At 38.9% G+C, this 17,077-nt stretch carries 20 protein-coding genes; 15 read left to right on the top strand and 5 right to left on the bottom strand.

Annotated features, from left to right (window positions below):
• Positions 1–86 precede the first annotated feature (86 nt).
• From dksA to folK, 3 genes are all read left to right on the top strand, one after another.
• Positions 87–524 (top strand): RNA polymerase-binding protein DksA, encoded by a 438-nt coding sequence (gene dksA, locus PNEUHYL_RS00940; RefSeq protein WP_059365396.1) that lies wholly within the window; start codon positions 87–89, stop codon positions 522–524.
• A gap of 91 nt (positions 525–615) precedes the next feature.
• Complete coding sequence (gene pcnB / locus PNEUHYL_RS00945; protein ID WP_059365397.1) at positions 616–2,055, top strand: polynucleotide adenylyltransferase PcnB; 1,440 nt, start codon at positions 616–618, stop codon at positions 2,053–2,055.
• A 1-nt stretch (position 2,056) separates the two neighbouring features.
• Positions 2,057–2,542: a 2-amino-4-hydroxy-6-hydroxymethyldihydropteridine diphosphokinase gene (gene folK / locus PNEUHYL_RS00950; protein WP_059365398.1), complete on the top strand. Its 486-nt coding sequence runs from the start codon at positions 2,057–2,059 to the stop codon at positions 2,540–2,542.
• 42 nt (positions 2,543–2,584) lie between these two features.
• Here the strand turns inward: folK and PNEUHYL_RS00955 are convergent, their stop codons facing one another.
• Positions 2,585–3,565: an SEL1-like repeat protein gene (locus PNEUHYL_RS00955; RefSeq protein WP_059365399.1), complete on the bottom strand. Its 981-nt coding sequence runs from the start codon at positions 3,563–3,565 to the stop codon at positions 2,585–2,587.
• Between the two features lie 379 nt (positions 3,566–3,944).
• The gene (locus tag PNEUHYL_RS00960; RefSeq protein WP_059365400.1) at positions 3,945–4,298 is read right to left on the bottom strand and encodes a DUF496 family protein; all 354 of its coding nucleotides are present in this window, start codon (positions 4,296–4,298) and stop codon (positions 3,945–3,947) included.
• 181 nt (positions 4,299–4,479) lie between these two features.
• Here PNEUHYL_RS00960 and serC point away from each other — a divergent pair, with 181 nt between their 5' ends.
• The 3 genes from serC (at position 4,480) to tpx (ending at position 7,259) form a co-directional block, all read left to right on the top strand.
• The gene (gene serC / locus PNEUHYL_RS00965) at positions 4,480–5,565 is read left to right on the top strand and encodes a 3-phosphoserine/phosphohydroxythreonine transaminase (protein ID WP_059365401.1); all 1,086 of its coding nucleotides are present in this window, start codon (positions 4,480–4,482) and stop codon (positions 5,563–5,565) included.
• A gap of 77 nt (positions 5,566–5,642) precedes the next feature.
• A complete protein-coding gene (gene hisC, locus PNEUHYL_RS00970; protein WP_059365402.1) occupies positions 5,643–6,752 on the top strand; it encodes a histidinol-phosphate transaminase in 1,110 nt (369 codons plus the stop codon).
• Positions 6,753–6,761: 9 nt separating this feature from the next.
• Positions 6,762–7,259, top strand: coding sequence for a thiol peroxidase (gene tpx, locus PNEUHYL_RS00975; RefSeq protein WP_059365403.1), 498 nt, complete (start codon positions 6,762–6,764; stop codon positions 7,257–7,259).
• Between the two features lie 75 nt (positions 7,260–7,334).
• On the opposite strand, the gene serS is transcribed toward tpx, so the two are convergent.
• Entirely contained in the window at positions 7,335–8,624 is a 1,290-nt protein-coding gene (serS, locus tag PNEUHYL_RS00980) for a serine--tRNA ligase (RefSeq protein ID WP_059365404.1), read from the bottom strand.
• A 248-nt stretch (positions 8,625–8,872) separates the two neighbouring features.
• On the opposite strand from serS, the gene PNEUHYL_RS00985 reads away from it, so the two are divergent.
• Entirely contained in the window at positions 8,873–9,091 is a 219-nt protein-coding gene (locus PNEUHYL_RS00985) for an HP1242/YdcH family protein (RefSeq protein ID WP_059365405.1), read from the top strand.
• Between the two features lie 37 nt (positions 9,092–9,128).
• Here the strand turns inward: PNEUHYL_RS00985 and PNEUHYL_RS00990 are convergent, their stop codons facing one another.
• The gene (locus tag PNEUHYL_RS00990; RefSeq protein ID WP_059365406.1) at positions 9,129–9,932 is read right to left on the bottom strand and encodes a hypothetical protein; all 804 of its coding nucleotides are present in this window, start codon (positions 9,930–9,932) and stop codon (positions 9,129–9,131) included.
• Positions 9,933–10,030: 98 nt separating this feature from the next.
• On the opposite strand from PNEUHYL_RS00990, the gene PNEUHYL_RS00995 reads away from it, so the two are divergent.
• The 6 genes from PNEUHYL_RS00995 to PNEUHYL_RS01020 all read left to right on the top strand — a co-directional run bounded on the left by PNEUHYL_RS00995 (position 10,031) and on the right by PNEUHYL_RS01020 (position 14,312).
• The gene (locus tag PNEUHYL_RS00995; RefSeq protein WP_059365407.1) at positions 10,031–10,693 is read left to right on the top strand and encodes a trimeric intracellular cation channel family protein; all 663 of its coding nucleotides are present in this window, start codon (positions 10,031–10,033) and stop codon (positions 10,691–10,693) included.
• Positions 10,694–10,986: 293 nt separating this feature from the next.
• Positions 10,987–11,994 carry a peptide-methionine (R)-S-oxide reductase MsrB gene (gene msrB / locus PNEUHYL_RS01000; RefSeq protein WP_418066646.1) on the top strand — a complete coding sequence of 336 codons (1,008 nt, stop codon included), beginning with the start codon at positions 10,987–10,989 and terminating at the stop codon, positions 11,992–11,994.
• 58 nt (positions 11,995–12,052) lie between these two features.
• Positions 12,053–12,694, top strand: a complete 642-nt coding sequence (locus tag PNEUHYL_RS01005) for a cytochrome c biogenesis protein CcdA (RefSeq protein WP_059365409.1) — start codon at positions 12,053–12,055, stop codon at positions 12,692–12,694.
• Between the two features lie 103 nt (positions 12,695–12,797).
• A complete protein-coding gene (locus PNEUHYL_RS01010; protein ID WP_059365410.1) occupies positions 12,798–13,268 on the top strand; it encodes a redoxin family protein in 471 nt (156 codons plus the stop codon).
• A 306-nt stretch (positions 13,269–13,574) separates the two neighbouring features.
• On the top strand, positions 13,575–14,123 hold the full coding sequence (locus PNEUHYL_RS01015) for a sigma-70 family RNA polymerase sigma factor (protein WP_059365411.1): 549 nt from the start codon (positions 13,575–13,577) through the stop codon (positions 14,121–14,123).
• 9 nt (positions 14,124–14,132) lie between these two features.
• Complete coding sequence (locus tag PNEUHYL_RS01020) at positions 14,133–14,312, top strand: zf-HC2 domain-containing protein (protein WP_077582341.1); 180 nt, start codon at positions 14,133–14,135, stop codon at positions 14,310–14,312.
• A gap of 32 nt (positions 14,313–14,344) precedes the next feature.
• Here PNEUHYL_RS01020 and PNEUHYL_RS01025 read toward each other — a convergent pair whose 3' ends face one another.
• Entirely contained in the window at positions 14,345–14,902 is a 558-nt protein-coding gene (locus PNEUHYL_RS01025; protein WP_059365412.1) for a YtfJ family protein, read from the bottom strand.
• A gap of 173 nt (positions 14,903–15,075) precedes the next feature.
• Here PNEUHYL_RS01025 and proA point away from each other — a divergent pair, with 173 nt between their 5' ends.
• Together proA and PNEUHYL_RS01035 are read left to right on the top strand one after the other, a co-directional pair.
• A complete protein-coding gene (proA, locus tag PNEUHYL_RS01030) occupies positions 15,076–16,329 on the top strand; it encodes a glutamate-5-semialdehyde dehydrogenase (RefSeq protein WP_059365413.1) in 1,254 nt (417 codons plus the stop codon).
• Positions 16,330–16,386: 57 nt separating this feature from the next.
• Positions 16,387–17,040 carry a hypothetical protein gene (locus PNEUHYL_RS01035; RefSeq protein WP_059365414.1) on the top strand — a complete coding sequence of 218 codons (654 nt, stop codon included), beginning with the start codon at positions 16,387–16,389 and terminating at the stop codon, positions 17,038–17,040.
• The last annotated feature ends 37 nt before the right edge of the window (positions 17,041–17,077 follow it).

Below are 17,077 nucleotides of genomic sequence, written 5' to 3' on the forward strand. Positions count from 1 at the left end.
AATAAAAATTGAGAGCAAATTATTAATGATAATGACAGGAAGTCGTGAAGTTCACGCTTAAATTCTGTTTGTATTAGGAGTGAGATATGTCAAAAGCAACGTTAAGCTTATTAGAGCTGGCAGGCGTAAAACCATATCAACCAAAAAAAGATGAAGAATATATGAATGAAAATCAACTTCTTCACTTTAAAAAAATCTTAACGGCTTGGCACGAACAAATCGTGGAAGAGGCATCACGTACGGTTGCTCATATGCAAGATGAAGCGGCTAACTTTCCGGATCCTGCGGATCGCGCGACTCAAGAAGAGGAATTCAGCCTAGAATTGCGTAATCGTGATCGCGAACGTAAATTAATGAAAAAAATTGAAGCCACATTGAAAAAATTGGATACCGATGATTTCGGCTACTGTGATTCTTGCGGTGAAGAAATTGGGATTCGCCGTTTAGAAGCCCGTCCGACAGCAGATTTGTGTATTGACTGTAAAACCCTTGCAGAAATTCGCGAGAAGCAAGTTGCGGGTTAATTTACCATTCATTTAAAAAAAGTGCGGTTGTTTTGACCGCACTTTTCGCGTTTTAAAAACGGAGTCTATTATTCTTACTTATATTAAAAATTTGTTTGGCAAAAAGAAAAAAGTGCTACCGCAAAATGCACACCAAGCAAAAGCTCATTCTAGACGAGTTGAGCAACCTACTGGGCAATATGTAAATAAAAAAACAGCCAATCAGTCTCATCGTTATGATAAAAGTGTGATTAAGGCGACAAACTTTGGTATTCATCCACGTATGTTTAGCCGTAATGCACTCTCGGTGGTTGAAAAATTACAACGCCAAGGATTTGAAGCCTATATTGTTGGCGGTTCTATTCGAGATATGTTATTGGGTAAGCATCCAAAAGATTTTGATGTCGCCACCAATGCCCGTCCGGAACAAATCCAAAATATTTTCCAACGCCAATGTCGATTGGTCGGTCGCCGTTTTCGTCTCGCGCATATTATGTTTGGTCGCGATATTATTGAAGTGGCGACTTTTCGTGCCAATCACAACGACGCACGTAATGAACGCCAAGCAAAACAAAGCCATGAGGGAATGCTCCTGCGTGATAACGTATACGGCACCATTGAACAAGATGCGGAGCGCCGTGATTTCACGATAAATGCCCTTTATTACAATCCTCAAGATAATACATTACGCGATTATTTTAACGGGATTGAGGATTTAAAGGCAGGTAAATTACGCTTAATTGGCGAGCCGATAACCCGTTATCAAGAAGATCCCGTACGAATGCTACGTGCCATCCGTTTTATGGCAAAATTGGATATGTTTCTTGAAAAACCAAGCGAACAACCTATTCAAGAATTGGCTTATTTGCTAAAAAATATTCCGCCGGCACGTTTATTTGATGAAAGTTTAAAATTATTACAAACCGGTCATGGCGTAAAAACCTACCGTTTACTCCGCCAATACGGCTTGTTTGAACAACTATTTCCCAGCCTCCTGCCTTTTTTTACGGAAAAAGAAGACAGTTTTGCCGAACGCATGATGGTTACTGCGCTCAACTCAACGGATGAACGTGTCGCTGATAAATTGCGTATTAATCCGGCATTTTTATTTGCTGCATTTTTCTGGTATCCATTACGTGAAAAAGTGGAAATATTAAAAAATGAAGGCGGATTAAATAACCATGATGCCTATGCCCTTGCCGGCAATGAAATATTGGATTTATTTTGTCAAACCTTAGCTGCACCGCGCCGTCATACCACAGTGATTCGTGATATTTGGTTTTTGCAGTTACAATTGCTTAAACGCACCGGTTCTGCACCTACACGCGTGATGGAACATCCTAAATTTCGCGCCGCTTTTGATCTATTAGCAATGCGCGCAGAAATTGAAGGCGGAGATACCATTGAGCTTGCTAAGTGGTGGCACGAGTATCAATTCAGTAATCATGATCAGCGTAATCAACTTGTAAAAGAACAACAATCTTTACACCCAAAACCGAAGAAAAAATACTTTCGTTCCCGTAAACGCCATAAACCCAGACCGATAGAATAATATGATAACCGTATATATTGCTCTAGGTAGCAATTTAAATACCCCCTCTAAACAACTTAATAGCGCGTTAAAAGCGATAGAAAACTTGCCGCAAACCCGTTTCATTGCGGTAAGTTCGTTTTATCAAAGCAAACCGCTCGGCCCACAAGATCAGCCGGATTATGTCAATGCAGTGGCAAAAATAGAAACCGCCCTTCCCCCATTATCATTATTAGATGAATTACAACAAATCGAAAATGAACAAGGGAGGGTGCGTTTGCGCCGCTGGGGTGAACGAACATTGGATTTGGATATTCTACTTTATGGTAATGAAATTATTCAAAACGAACGTCTCACAGTGCCTCACTATGATATGCATAATCGGGAATTTGTCGTGCTACCCTTGATGGAGATCGCACCTAATCTAACCCTTCCCGATGGAAAGGATATCACGGAGTTAGGCGCATATTTCACCCATCATTCAATGAAAAAAATCAACATTATCTAACCATTGCATAAAGTTGACTTTTATTTGTCGCCCCCTTCAATATTAGGGAGTTGTATTTAGCCTACGGTATTCATCACAAGCGTTCTGCAGAGCATTATCACAAGCTTTGCCAAACCACTCTTTTGCTTGAGATTTATTTTGACGAACACCATATCCGTTTTCATAAATCACTCCCAAATTATATTGCGCATCCTGTGCACCTTGCTCTGCCGCTTTTTTATACCACTTCACTGCTTGGTGGTAATCCTGTTTCACACCATATCCATTGGCATACATCCCAGCAAGATTATATTGCCCATCAACATCTCCTTGCTCTGCTGCTTTTTTATACCATTTCACGGCTTGGTGATAATCCTGTTTTACACTTTGTCCGTTTTCATACATCCATGCTAAATTATTTTGAGCTTCTGCAAACCCTTGCTCTGCTGCTTTTTGGTACCAATTCATCGCTTGATCATAATCCTGCCTCACACCGAGTCCGTAATAATACATCCATGCTAAATTCGATTGAGCCTCTGCAAGTCCTTTTTCTACCGCCTTTTGATACAGTATCACTGCTTGATGATAATCCTGTTTTACACCTAACCCATTGGCATACATCATACCTAAATTAGTCTGGGCTCTTTCATATCCTTGTTCTGCTGATTTCCGATACCATTTCACAGCTTGGTGATAATCCTGCTCCACAACCTGTCCGTAGAAATACATCACACCTAAATTATTTTGAGCCTTTGCATCGCCTTGTTCTACTGCTTTTTGATACCACTTGAGTGCTTGCTGATAATCCTGTTTTACGCCATGTCCCTGGTAATACATCACTCCTAGACCATTTTGTCCCCTAGCATCCCCAAGCTCTGCCAAGGATTTAAATAAATCAAAAGCATTTTTGTAATCTTTTTGTTCATCAGCAATTTTCGCTTGTTTATACAAGCTATCTGCCGAATTAGTATGAGTTAATGCGTTAATACTTGTGCTTGAAAAAGTGAAAAGTGACGCAACTAGCAAGATTTTTTCTAATTTCATTGAATTTCCTCTTAAAAGTGTAGATAAGGGCTATGTTTTATTGTTAAAGGATAACGTAAGCACAGGTCCATAAGGTCAATTATCCCCCCTAAACTTCTTTACATTGAGTTAAATTACAGGCAAATTTACCAGTATGTCCGACATATTAAAGTGCATTTTACGACTTTAATTAACCTTAACCCGACTTGCTCATGATAAAAACGTTTTATTTCATATAGAACTCACCAAGCAGTAAACTCGAACTTAATAACGACTGTATGAAAATCTCCACTAAATAAAATTCGGATAGGAATTTTAAAATTTTTTAATTGATTTAACGTTTTGTATAACAACGACGTAACAAAAAAAAACCGCACTTGGGCTAAAAGTGCGGTCGTTTTTATGCCGTAATTTTATTTGATTTTTTTAATAATTCGGCGTGAGATTTCTTTTGGTCTTTCATTTTTCCACTGATTTCACGGCGTTGCGTAGAAAGTTCTGCACTACGAATAGTGTAATCATCAATACGTGTTTCATAATCATCACGCATATTTTCAATAATGGCACGTACATCTGCAATATCCATATCATCACGAATATATTGATTTAAGTTATCAAGTAGTAACACCCGTTTTTGATTGTCACGAATTTTACGGCTGATGTCTTCAATATCACGTTTCAGCTTGTTTTTTAAACGATACATACGCACATATTCCAACACGTCTTGAAAAGATTGTTTATTTACGGTTTCCATAGTTGCTCTCCCAACAAAATTATTGGCTGTAATTTAGCTTTTTTTTCCCTATTCGTCAAAACCTTAAATTTAAATTTTCCGACCGATACAAAAAAAGCAAAGATTTTTCTAAAAAACGTTGATTATCCAATTTTATAGTGATAAAACGTGGAGCATTATTTTCTAAAAATGAGGCAATACGATGTCACAAGTCTTCAATTTTAGTGCCGGTCCGGCAATGATTTTTCCTGAAGTATTACACCAAGCACAATCAGAACTGACTAACTGGTTGGAACAAAATGTTTCCGTGATGGAAGTTAGTCACCGTGGTAAATATTTTATGGAACTCATCACTGAAGCGGAAAAAGATTTGCGTGAAGTGTATAACATTCCTGATAACTACCGAGTACTCTTTTTACAAGGCGGTGCACGGGGTCAATTTGCCGCACTACCAATGAATTTGATTGGTAAAAAAGGCAAAGCACTTTACTTAAACAGTGGGCATTGGTCTGCTACTGCGGCAAAAGAAGCCCGTAATTTTGCGGAAATTGATGAAATTAGCATTGTTGAGAATGTTGATAAAACCCATATTACCCACCTTGATTTTTCTGATATCGCCGATCAATATGATTACGTCCATTATTGCCCTAATGAAACTATTAGCGGCGTAGAAATTTTTGACGTACCAAAGGTTGGAAATGCCGTACTTGTCGCGGATATGTCTTCTAATATTCTTTCTCGTGAAATTGATATTAGCAAATTCGGCATAATTTATGCCGGCGCACAAAAAAATCTCGGCCCAGCTGGGATCACATTGGTGATTGTACGTGAAGATTTAATTGGCAATGCACGCAAAGAAACGCCTTCTATTTGGAACTATGCCATACAATCCGGCGCAGATTCTATGATCAATACCCCACCAACTTTTGCATGGTATTTATGCTCTTTAGTATTTAAACATATTAAAGCACTCGGTGGCTTGAAAGTGCTTGCCAAGCGAAATGAACTAAAGGCTAAAACCCTTTATGATTATATAGACTCCAGCAAGCTCTATCGAAATGTTGTGGCAAAAGAAAATCGCTCCACAATGAATGTTACCTTCGTTACCGGTAACCCGGAATTGGATGCAAAATTCGTAGCAGAAGCAACAGCTGCCGGCTTACAAGCCCTAAAAGGACATAAAGTATTAGGCGGTATGCGTGCCTCTATTTATAATGCAATGCCGTTAGAAGGCGTGGAAGCACTCATCAAATTTATGCAAAAATTTGAAGCCGAAAATTTATCTTAAGCACAATAATCTGTTTTACATCAAATACGGGCGTGCTAATACGCCCTTATGTTTCAATATAAATTCAATATAAAATTATGCAATACATCAACATCGCCAATCAAGGCGTAAAATCCCTCTCACCTTATCAAGCGGGTAAACCGATTGAAGAGCTTGAACGTGAACTCGGTATTTCTAATATCGTTAAACTTGCCTCTAATGAAAACCCATTCGGTTTTCCCGAAAGTGCGAAACAAGAAATTATCAAACAGCTAGATCAACTTACCCGTTATCCCGATGCAAATGGCTTTGAGCTAAAACAAACCATTGCAAAAAAATTTGGTGTTCAGCCGAATCAAATTACTCTAGGCAACGGTTCAAACGATTTGCTTGAACTCTTCGCCCATACTTTTGCCTGTGAAGAGGACGAAATCATTTATTCACAATATGCTTTTATCGTTTATCCTCTTGTTACAAAGGCGATTAATGCTACCGCAAAAGAAATTCCGGCAAAGGATTGGGGACATAATTTAACGGGATTTTTAACCGCACTTTCCGACAAAACCAAATTAATTTTTATTGCGAATCCGAACAATCCGACGGGGAATTTTCTAACAGAGCAAGAAATCGATGCGTTCTTGGCAAAAGTACCGGAAAACGTACTGGTCATATTAGACGAAGCCTATACGGAATTTACCCTGCCCGAAGAACGGGTCAATTCTTTCGGTTTATTGAAAAAATATCCAAATCTCATTGTTTCCCGTTCACTCTCGAAAGCCTATGGATTAGCCGGTTTACGGATTGGCTATGCAGTGTCCAATCCTGAAATTGCCGATTTATTAAACCGTGTTCGTCAGCCGTTTAATTGCAATAGTTTAGCGCTTGCCTCAGCGATCGCAGTGATGAACGATGATGCCTTCATTGAAAAAGTGGCAGCAAATAACCGTGCTGAAATGGCTCGTTATGAATATTTCTGCCAACAATACGGCTTGGATTATATTCCCTCAAAAGGCAATTTCATTACAGTTGACTTCAAAAAGCCTGCTCTGCCAATTTATGAGGCGTTATTGCGAGAAGGCGTGATTGTCCGCCCAATTGCAGGCTACGGAATGCCGAATCATTTACGCATTAGTATTGGATTACCTCATGAAAACGACAAATTTTTTACCGCACTAATTAACGTGCTCAATTTAACTCAAGCTAACTAGGAGCTTTTTATGACAGCAGTAACAATGATGGGAAATCCCATTGAAATTAAAGGCAATTTTCCACAAAAAGGTGAAAAAGTCGATAATCTTATCTTAACCAATAAAGATCTGGCGGATGTCACCTTAGAAAGTTTTGCAGGAAAACGCAAAGTATTAAATATTTTCCCAAGTATTGATACCGGCATTTGTGCGACATCGGTACGCGTATTCAACCAACGTGCGGCAAATTTGGAAAATACCGTCGTATTATGTATTTCAGCGGATCTCCCTTTTGCTCAAGCCCGTTTTTGTGGTGCTGAGGGCATTGAAAATGTGCAAACACTTTCTACTTTCCGTCATAAAGATGTTCATGAGAACTTAGGTATAGATATTGCAACAGGCCCGATTGCCGGTTTAACCGCCCGCTCTGTGATCGTGTTAGATGAAAACAACAATGTATTACACAGCGAATTGGTGTCTGAAATTAAAAGTGAACCGAATTATGATGCAGCAGTAGCAGTATTATAAAAAACGGTTGTAGTATATAGAAAACAAAAAGTGCGGTTAAAATTGACCGCACTTTTTACTAGCTGAATATCGGTATTATTTGCCGATAACCTCTAATCCCCCCATATACGGACGCAAAACTTCCGGTACGGTAACTGAGCCGTCGGCATTTTGATAGTTTTCAAGTACGGCAACTAACGTACGCCCTACTGCTAACCCCGAGCCATTTAACGTATGCACTAAACGGGTTTTCTTATCGCCTTTTGCTTTGCAGCGGGCTTGCATACGACGGGCTTGGAAATCCCACATATTAGAACAAGAAGAAATCTCACGATAAGTATCCTGTGCCGGCACCCACACTTCCAAATCATAGGTTTTACAAGAACCAAAGCCCATATCACCGGTACAAAGTAATACTTTACGATAAGGAAGATTGAGCAATTGCAATACTTTTTCCGCATGACCGGTTAATTCTTCAAGGGCTTCCATTGATTTATCCGGATCAACAATTTGCACCATTTCCACTTTATCAAACTGGTGCATACGAATTAATCCTCTTGTATCACGTCCGTAAGATCCTGCCTCTGAACGGAAACATGGCGTATGTGCGGTCATTTTGATCGGCAATTCTGCGTCATCAAGAATCACATCACGGACTAAATTCGTTACCGGTACTTCCGCCGTTGGAATTAATGCGTAAGGCTGCTCACCTTCTAAGGCATTGGTGTGAAATAAATCCTCACCAAATTTTGGTAATTGCCCTGTACCGTAAAGAGTTGCATGATTCACCAAATAAGGCACATAGGTTTCTAAATAACCATGTTGTTCAGAGTGAAGATCCAACATAAATTGGGCTAAAGCACGATGCATTTTAGCAATTTGCCCTTTCATCACAGCAAAACGCGCCCCCGCCAATTTTGCTCCGGCGGCAAAATCCAAACCGTCAATTTGCTCGCCTAAAGTAACATGATCCTTAATTTCAAAATCAAAAATTCTTGGCGTTCCCCAACGTAAAATTTCGAGGTTTTCCGAATCGTCTTTACCAAGCGGCACTTCATCTGCCGGTAAATTTGGAATAGTTAATGCAATTTGATTGATTTCCGCTAAAACTTCATCTAATTGAGTTTTCGCTTCATTTAATTGGTTGCCCATATTATCGACTTCGGCAAGTAACGGGGCGATATCCTCACCACGGGCTTTTGCCGCCCCGATAGCTTTCGATCGGGTATTACGTTCCGCCTGTAAAGTTTCGGTTTTAACTTGAAGCGTTTTACGCTGTTCTTCCAACGCCACAAGTTTTTCGGTATCAAGAATGAAGTTACGTTTAATTTTTAATTTTTCTGCAACTTCCGCTAAATTATTGCGGATTAGATTCGGATCAATCATTGAACTTCCTTAGTATTTGTTTGAAATGAGAGTGCTCGTATTCTAGCGTGGATTGATAAAATAAACCAGTTAAAAGCCAAGAGATAGCAAGGATTTTATAAAAATTAAAAAATTTTAAAGCGTCATTTTTCACTTTTAAACACCGTGATTTTATTTTTGATCCAGTTCACACTTTTATCATTCCCCACTATTAATTTTTTATAAAAAGAGTAAAGTAAAGATAGTTTTTATCACTATAGGAGCTTAATATGTTTCCCGAATTCAGAGACTTAATCACTAAACTTAAAAATAATGATGCTTACTTTGAGCGTCTATTTAACAAGCATAATGAATTAGATCAAGATATTAAAAATAAAGAAGAAAACATTCAGCTTGCAACCCATACGGAAATTGAAATCTTAAAGAAAGAAAAACTACGAATTAAAGATGAGCTTTATGCTTACTTGAAAAAGAAGGCGATAGAATAAAAAACAAAGGTGCAGTCAAATTTAACCGCACTTTTTTCTATACAAACACCATCCATAATGGCAAACAAATGCCGATAAACAGCAAAATAAATAATGTGTTCAGGCTTAATGCCCATTTTTGGAAACTATGAATAACTAAAATCGCTGCAATCACAAAATGACAAATAAAATAAATGGCGTAGGCAAAAATACTCTCCGAATTGAACCCATTTTGCAAACCGATAAAGATCAAGAAAATAAATATTGCCAAAGCATTTAAAGCCAGTAAAACAATCATTAATAGAGGTAACAAGGCAATAAAATTTTGCAAACGGTTTTTCGCTATCACTAACGCTAAATTCACCAATATCACCCCGGATAAAATCTGAGCGATAGGATTATATTCGGCAAAGGCTGCCAAAGGTAGCCGGCTAAATAACATAAAATAGCCCAATCCGCCTAAACCAGCCATTAAGATTGCCATCAATAAAAAACTATGGCGGGCTTTCTCAACTTTTGATTGTTTCCAAATGAAATACACCACAGATAAACCGCACAGGCTCATTATATTGATAAAGGTATGGCGATAATCGGGTAAAAGACTCACCACCATCCATACGATCCAATAGAATGCAAAAGCTACATTCACTTTAACCAACCGCCCTCGCTGTCCGGGACAAATTTCACCTTTATAAAACACCAATAAAGAAAATAATTGTGCCACCAACACCGCTAATCCTAAATGAGGAATTGCCTGTGTTTGAGATTTTAACGCAAAGATAAAAAACTCAACAACCAACAGCAGACAAAGAGTCAGTATCGAGAATAGCTGCACGGAAAATTTGGAGGATTGTTCTGACATAATTGAAAAATATAGAAAAATAATGCGCCATTATGCTAAAAATTCACGATGTTTTAAAGTAGAATGGACACAATTTTGACCGCACTTTAGGAACTCAAATGTTACTCAGTATTTTATATATTATCGGCATTACCGCCGAGGGTATGACCGGGGCATTGGCAGCCGGCAGAGAAAAAATGGATATTTTCGGGGTGATTATTATTGCCTCTGTAACCGCTATCGGAGGTGGTTCCGTACGCGATGTGCTATTAGGTCACTATCCTTTAGGCTGGGTCAAACATCCTGAGTATTTTTTAATTGTGGCAAGTGCGGCAGTCATTACGGTTTATGTTGCCCCGTTTATTAACCACTTTATGCGTTACTTCCGCACCATTTTCTTAGTATTGGATGCCATGGGATTAGTCGTATTTTCTATCATCGGTGCCCAAATTGCCATAGATATGGGGCATGGCGTCACGATTGTCTGTATCGCAGGTTGCATCACTGGTGCATTTGGCGGTGTATTACGGGATTTACTCTGTAACCGTATTCCCCTGGTATTCCAAAAAGAACTTTATGCCAGTGTTTCCCTTTTCGCTACTCTTACCTACTACTCACTCAGTACACTCCAAATAGAACACACCGTTGCAGTATTAATCACCCTAATCACGAGCTTTACACTACGGGTTTTAGCGATTCGTTTTGCATGGGGACTACCGGTATTTAACTATCAAGAATTATCACCGGAAGAACAAGATAAGTTACCGAAGAAAACAAAATAATCGAAGTAGCCAGCCAAATATTATGGCTAGGCTATTTGTATTAACCGAGAAATAAAAAACAGGGAGTTATCTAAAATTCCCTGCCTCACCTAAGAGTTTGCGAATAAAAAATAAGCTATTTTTTACTCCACTCCGCTCCGCTCTTCAAGCTATCGATTGAAAAAATTTGTAAGAAACGAACGCTTTTCCAGTCTAAAACAATATTACTTGGATATTAAAAAGGAGAATCGACAGTGAAATTGTCAAAAATCTTTCTATTTTTAACCGCACTTTGTGCCACAAGCCAATCTATTTTGGCTGTCGAAAAAACCATATCAACGCAAAATATGGAGCAAAAAGCCATGATTAAACCTCAACAAAATATACGTGAAATTTATTTAGCCGGTGGTTGTTTTTGGGGTGTAGAGGCATATATGGAACGCATTTATGGCGTGAAAGAGGCGGTTTCGGGTTATGCCAATGGCAATACCGATAAAACCAGCTATGCGCTTTTAGCTGTTACCGATCACGCCGAAGCGGTAAAAGTCACTTACGATGCAAACCAAATTTCACTCGATAAATTGTTGCAATACTATTTCAAAGTGATCGATCCAACCAGTGTGAACAAACAAGGCAATGACAGAGGTCGTCAATATCGCACCGGGGTTTACTATCAAGATGCCACAGATAAAACAGTGATCGACCAAGCAATTTCCACACTTCAAACGAAGTATAAAAATAAAATTCAAATTGAAGTAGAACCGCTGAAAAACTATACGGAAGCGGAAGAATATCACCAAGATTATTTGAAAAAAAATCCGAATGGCTATTGTCATATCGACATTACACAGGCAGACGAACCGATGATTAATGAAAAAGATTACCCAAAACCAAGCGATGAAACACTCAAAGCAAAATTAACACCATTGCAATATTCGGTGACACAAAATAAGAATACTGAGCGTTCTTTCAGCAATGAATATTGGGATAATTTCCAACCGGGTATTTATGTTGATATCACCACCGGTGAACCGATGTTTTCATCCAATGACAAATTTGAATCAGACTGTGGTTGGCCGAGTTTCACCCACCCAATAGCCAAAGAGGTGGTGCATTATCAAACCGACAACAGCTTTAATATGCAACGCACCGAAGTATTGAGTCGCAGTGGTAATGCGCATTTGGGACACGTTTTTGATGACGGCCCAAAAGATAAAGGCGGTTTGCGTTATTGCATTAACAGTGCCTCGATCAAATTTATTCCCTTGGCTGAAATGGAAAAAGCCGGATACGGGTATTTAGTGAAAACGATTAAAAAATAATGTTAATAGGATATGTGAACGCTGTTCACTCACCTTTAAAATATCAGGAAATTAAACTATGTTAGACCAACAACTTCTTATCGGTACAGTATTTTTAGCTGGGATTGCTTCTTTTCTTTCCCCTTGTATTTTTCCGATCATCCCTATTTATTTTGGTATTCTCAGTAAGGGAGGGAAAAAAGTCCTTAATACCTTTTTATTTATCTTAGGACTTTCGCTTACCTTTGTGAGCCTTGGCTTTAGCTTTGGCTTTTTGGGGAACATTTTATTCAGTCATACCACTCGTGTGATTGCCGGTGTCATCGTGATTATTCTTGGTATCCACCAACTTGGGATCGCCAAAATCGACTTACTTGAACGTACTAAATTAGTGGCGATCAAAACATCGGGAAAATCGACCGCACTTGAGGCATTCGTACTGGGCTTAACCTTTAGTCTTGGCTGGACGCCCTGCATTGGCCCAATCCTCGCCTCGGTTCTTGCGCTTTCCGGTGATGAAGGTTCGGCAATTTACGGTGCCTCTATGATGTTTGTTTATGTGCTTGGCTTGGCAACTCCTTTTATGCTGTTTTCACTCTTCTCCGATAGTTTGCTTAAACGGACTAAAAGCTTAAATAAGCACTTAGACAAATTCAAAATTGGCGGTGGAATTTTAATTATTGTGATGGGATTTTTATTAATCACCAATAACTTAGCCTAGCGGTCTCGCTATGCGACTTTATGAACCAAGCCACACAGTGGAATATGGCTTGAATTAAATAAAACCATACTGCTTGTATGGCTGAACAAAAAGGAAAAAATAAATGAAAAAATTACTCTCAATCTTATTAATGATATTTAGCTTTCAGGCTTTCGCAAAAACCAACTTGGCAGACGTACCACTCAAGGATTTAAACAATCAACCTGTTACGCTTGACCAATACAAAGGAAAACCGGTGTATGTGAAAATGTGGGCGTCATGGTGCCCTATCTGCTTAGCCGGCTTGGCGGAAATTGACGATTTAAGTGCCGAACAACATCAAAATTTTGAAATCATTACTCTTGTTTCCCCCTCTCATAAAGGAGAGAAAGCAACGGCAGATTTCATTGAATGGTACAAAGGGTTAGAATACAAAAATATTACGGTGTTACTTGATGAAAAAGGGGAAATCATTGACCGAGCCCGTGCACGCGGTTATCCTTTTAATGTATTTTTAGACGGTGATTTAAATATCAAAAAAACCGTACCCGGCCATCTAAATACAGAGAAAATTCGTCAATTTGCCGAACAATAATATAGGATAAGTGCGGTTAAAATTTTTAAAATTACGTCTTTCCCATAATGTGACAAATACCTGTTTTCGAGATCATACAACCGACACAGGTATTTTTATTTGTCGTAAAAGAGATTAGGATGGCTAATTATCGCTCAATCTGTAACAAATTTATTAAATATTAATAGAAAATACCGATTACTGCCAAAGATTAGATAGATAATGGGTTGAATATCTCTATTTTTTTAATTATTCTGTGGGGGCTCATTCACTGGTACGAAACGAAGAAACTTTTCATTTCTTACTGATTTTTTGAAAGGAATAACAATGCCTAAGCACATTTCCGAACAGGAATTAAATACTATTCGGCAACAAATGTTGAAGTTTGCCGAATTACAATTACACAGCCATGAACTTGCAGAAGATCTTGTGCAAGAATCCTTTTTAAGTGCGTTTAAAAATATCGATCATTTTAAACGTAAGGCAGCATTTAAAACCTGGATGTTTGCCATTTTAAAGAATAAAATTATTGATTATTTGCGTCAAAAAGGACGCATTGTTTTGGAAAGTGAAATAGAAGATGAAGATTCACCAAATGCATTTTTTGATGAAGTCGATCATTGGAATTTAACCTATGCGCCGAGTAATTTAAAAGAGTATGAAGAAAAGATTTATGCCGAAGAATTTTGGCTAATTTTTGAAGCCTGCTTAACTTATCTACCTGCGCAGCAAGCTCGAGTTTTTATGATGCGTGAAGTTTTAGAATTATCATCAGATGAAATTTGCCAAGAAGCCCGATTAAGTAAGTCTAATTTACACACTATACTTTATCGTGCACGCTTACAACTGCAACATTGTCTTTCTCGAAAATTATAAGGAGCCTTTATGCGTTGCCGTCAAGCTACAAGAATCATTTCAGATTCCCATGAACGTTCGCTAACTCTGCAAGAGAGGGGGGGATTACGTCTTCATTTGGCGATTTGCTCTCATTGTCGTAATTTTAAACAAAATTGTGACGAGCTAAGCCAATTAATGAAGTCATTTGCGAATAATTCAAGAAAGTAAAAAAGCGGAAGTTTTAAACTTCCGCATAAATATTACTTCATCAATTCTGTTATTAACGCAATCACTGTCTGAATATCTGCGTTAGACAACTTGCCTTCTTTCACAAATTTTACTTTACCCTTTTTATCCAACACAATAATCGCGCTGTCTTTGGCATTTAAATGCCACGCGTTTTTTACCGTACTTTTATCATCCAGTACCACTTGGCTGTGCGGGTTTTCTATTTTACCCTTTTCCGCACTACTTTTCACAAACATTCCCGTGCCGACAATAGCATCATCAGCATTGATAATTGTCGTAGTTTGATAGTCGGATGAAGAAAAACGCGCTGCTTTGATGGCATCAATCATTGATTGATTTTTTTCTTTCGCCGCCGTTCTTCCTGCCAGATGATGAATCACCCGAACTTTCCCCGCTAATGAGGAAGACGCCCAAGTTTGGAATTTGGTCTCTTTTCCTACAAGTAGGATCTCGCCATATTCCGCGACTTTTACTGCCGGTAATGGTTGTTCAAGTTGTAAGTTATGCGCAAACGCAAAACGGCTGAGCATCAGTAGACCTAATACAAAAATCAAAATTTGTTTTTTCATTTGTTTTCCTTTAAAAATCATTTAAAAAACGACCGCACTTTTGGCGAATCTCACATTTTTTCCGGTTAAAAACATACAGTTTTTCTCCAAATCCTATTTATTAAGCATTTAATCTTCCTCGTTTTTCGGATAAGCTACGCACCATTATTGTTGTATTTTTAAAGGAACATACTATGTTAGAACAGATGGGAAAACAAGCCAAAGAAGCGGCTTTTGTGTTAGCACAATTAAGTACCGCAGAAAAAAACAATGCCTTAAATATTATTGCCGAACAATTAGAACAGCAAGCAGATCGTATTTTAACCGAGAATGCAAAGGATATTGAACTGGCAAAGCAAAACGGACTGTCTGAAGCGTTGATTGATCGTCTTCAACTCACTCCGGAACGCTTACAAGGCATTGCCAATGACGTACGTCATGTGATTTCGCTTGCCGATCCTGTGGGTAAAATTATTGATGGGGGAACATTGGATAGCGGTTTAAAAATCGAACGTATCCGCACGCCGATTGGGGTAATCGGTACTATTTATGAGGCACGTCCAAATGTTACTATTGATGTGGCAAGCCTTTGTTTAAAAACGGGCAATGCCGTCATTTTACGAGGGGGAAAAGAAACCCAATTTTCCAATAATATTTTAGTGAAGGTGGTGCAAAACGCCCTTGAGCAAGCTGGGTTACCTAAATTTGCCGTGCAAGCGATTACCGATCCTAATCGTGATCTCGTCATGCAATTATTAAAACTTGATCGCTATGTGGATATGATTATTCCGCGTGGTGGGGCAAACTTACACGAGCTTTGTAAACAACACGCTACCATTCCGGTGATTATCGGCGGCGTGGGCGTTTGTCATACTTTTGTGGAAGAAAGTGCGGATCAAAATCAGGCTGTTCTCGTTATCGACAATGCGAAAACCCAACGTCCAAGCACTTGTAACACCCTAGAAACCCTACTCGTGCAAGATTCTATCGCCGCTGAATTTTTACCTAAACTTGTGGCTCAACTTACAGCGAAAAACGTAAAATATCACGCAAAATCAACCGCACTTGAAATATTAAAACAAACCGGAGCAACGGTAGATGAAATCACCGAGCAACAATTACGTGAAGAATGGGGCTCTCTTGATTTAAATGTGGTGATAGTAAAGGATATTCAGGCAGCAATTGCCCATATTCGTGAATACGGCACGCAACATTCCGAAAGTATTTTAACCGCCTCTCAAACCGTGGCGCAGAAATTTGTAAGCCAAGTGGATGCCGCTGCGGTTTATGTGAATGCGAGTACCCGCTTTACGGATGGCGGACAATTTGGCTTAGGGGCGGAAGTCGCCGTCAGCACCCAGAAACTCCATGCACGCGGTCCAATGGGATTAGAAGCACTTACTACCTATAAATGGGTCTGTGAAGGAAATTACACCACAAGAAAATAATCTTTATTTCAACCGCACTTATCAGCAATAAAGTGCGGTTATTTTTAGGAGAATTCTATGAAAAAACTGATTATGTTACTCAGTATTATCGTCGCTTTGGTCGGCGTAGCTTTTGTGCAAACATCAGCAACAGCTGACAATGCCGATGACGGTAAACGAAATTTTGTGGTTTCGATTATCGCAAAATATTTCCCATTTGAAGCGGAGGATTTAACGGCATGGTACGATAAAAATATCGTTTATGCAGATAATCCGACCGATCATAGCGTGACGTTTAAACTAGATGAAAAAGAAATCACTCTTGCTGCTCATCAAACGCAAAAGCTCATCTTAGAACCGGGGCAACATCATTTAGCATTATCTGACGGCAAAGTGGTTGAACTAACACAAAAAGCAGGAACAAATCGCTCTATTTTAAACCCGACCGCGTCGCCTTATTTCTTTTGGAAAACAGTTTACGGATCGGTCAATCTGCCTATTGAATATAAAATGATCACAATAGATGGGAAATCCTATGAAGGCCCTATTGAGATCAGCAATGAATATTTGATTACACGTATAGGCAATCAACCTTGGCGGTTCGGTTTGGACGAGCCAATCCCCGAGACGGTTGCGGTAAACAATGATCGTAATAATTACACCTTAATTTTTAGCAAAGCCTATCGATTGCCGGATTTTATTAAAGCCTACCCAATGTTATCCGCACAATAAATAAAACCAAAGTGCGGTCAGAAAAAATTTTATTTTC

The organism is Rodentibacter caecimuris (assembly GCF_001019715.1).
GTDB lineage: Bacteria > Pseudomonadota > Gammaproteobacteria > Enterobacterales > Pasteurellaceae > Rodentibacter > Rodentibacter caecimuris.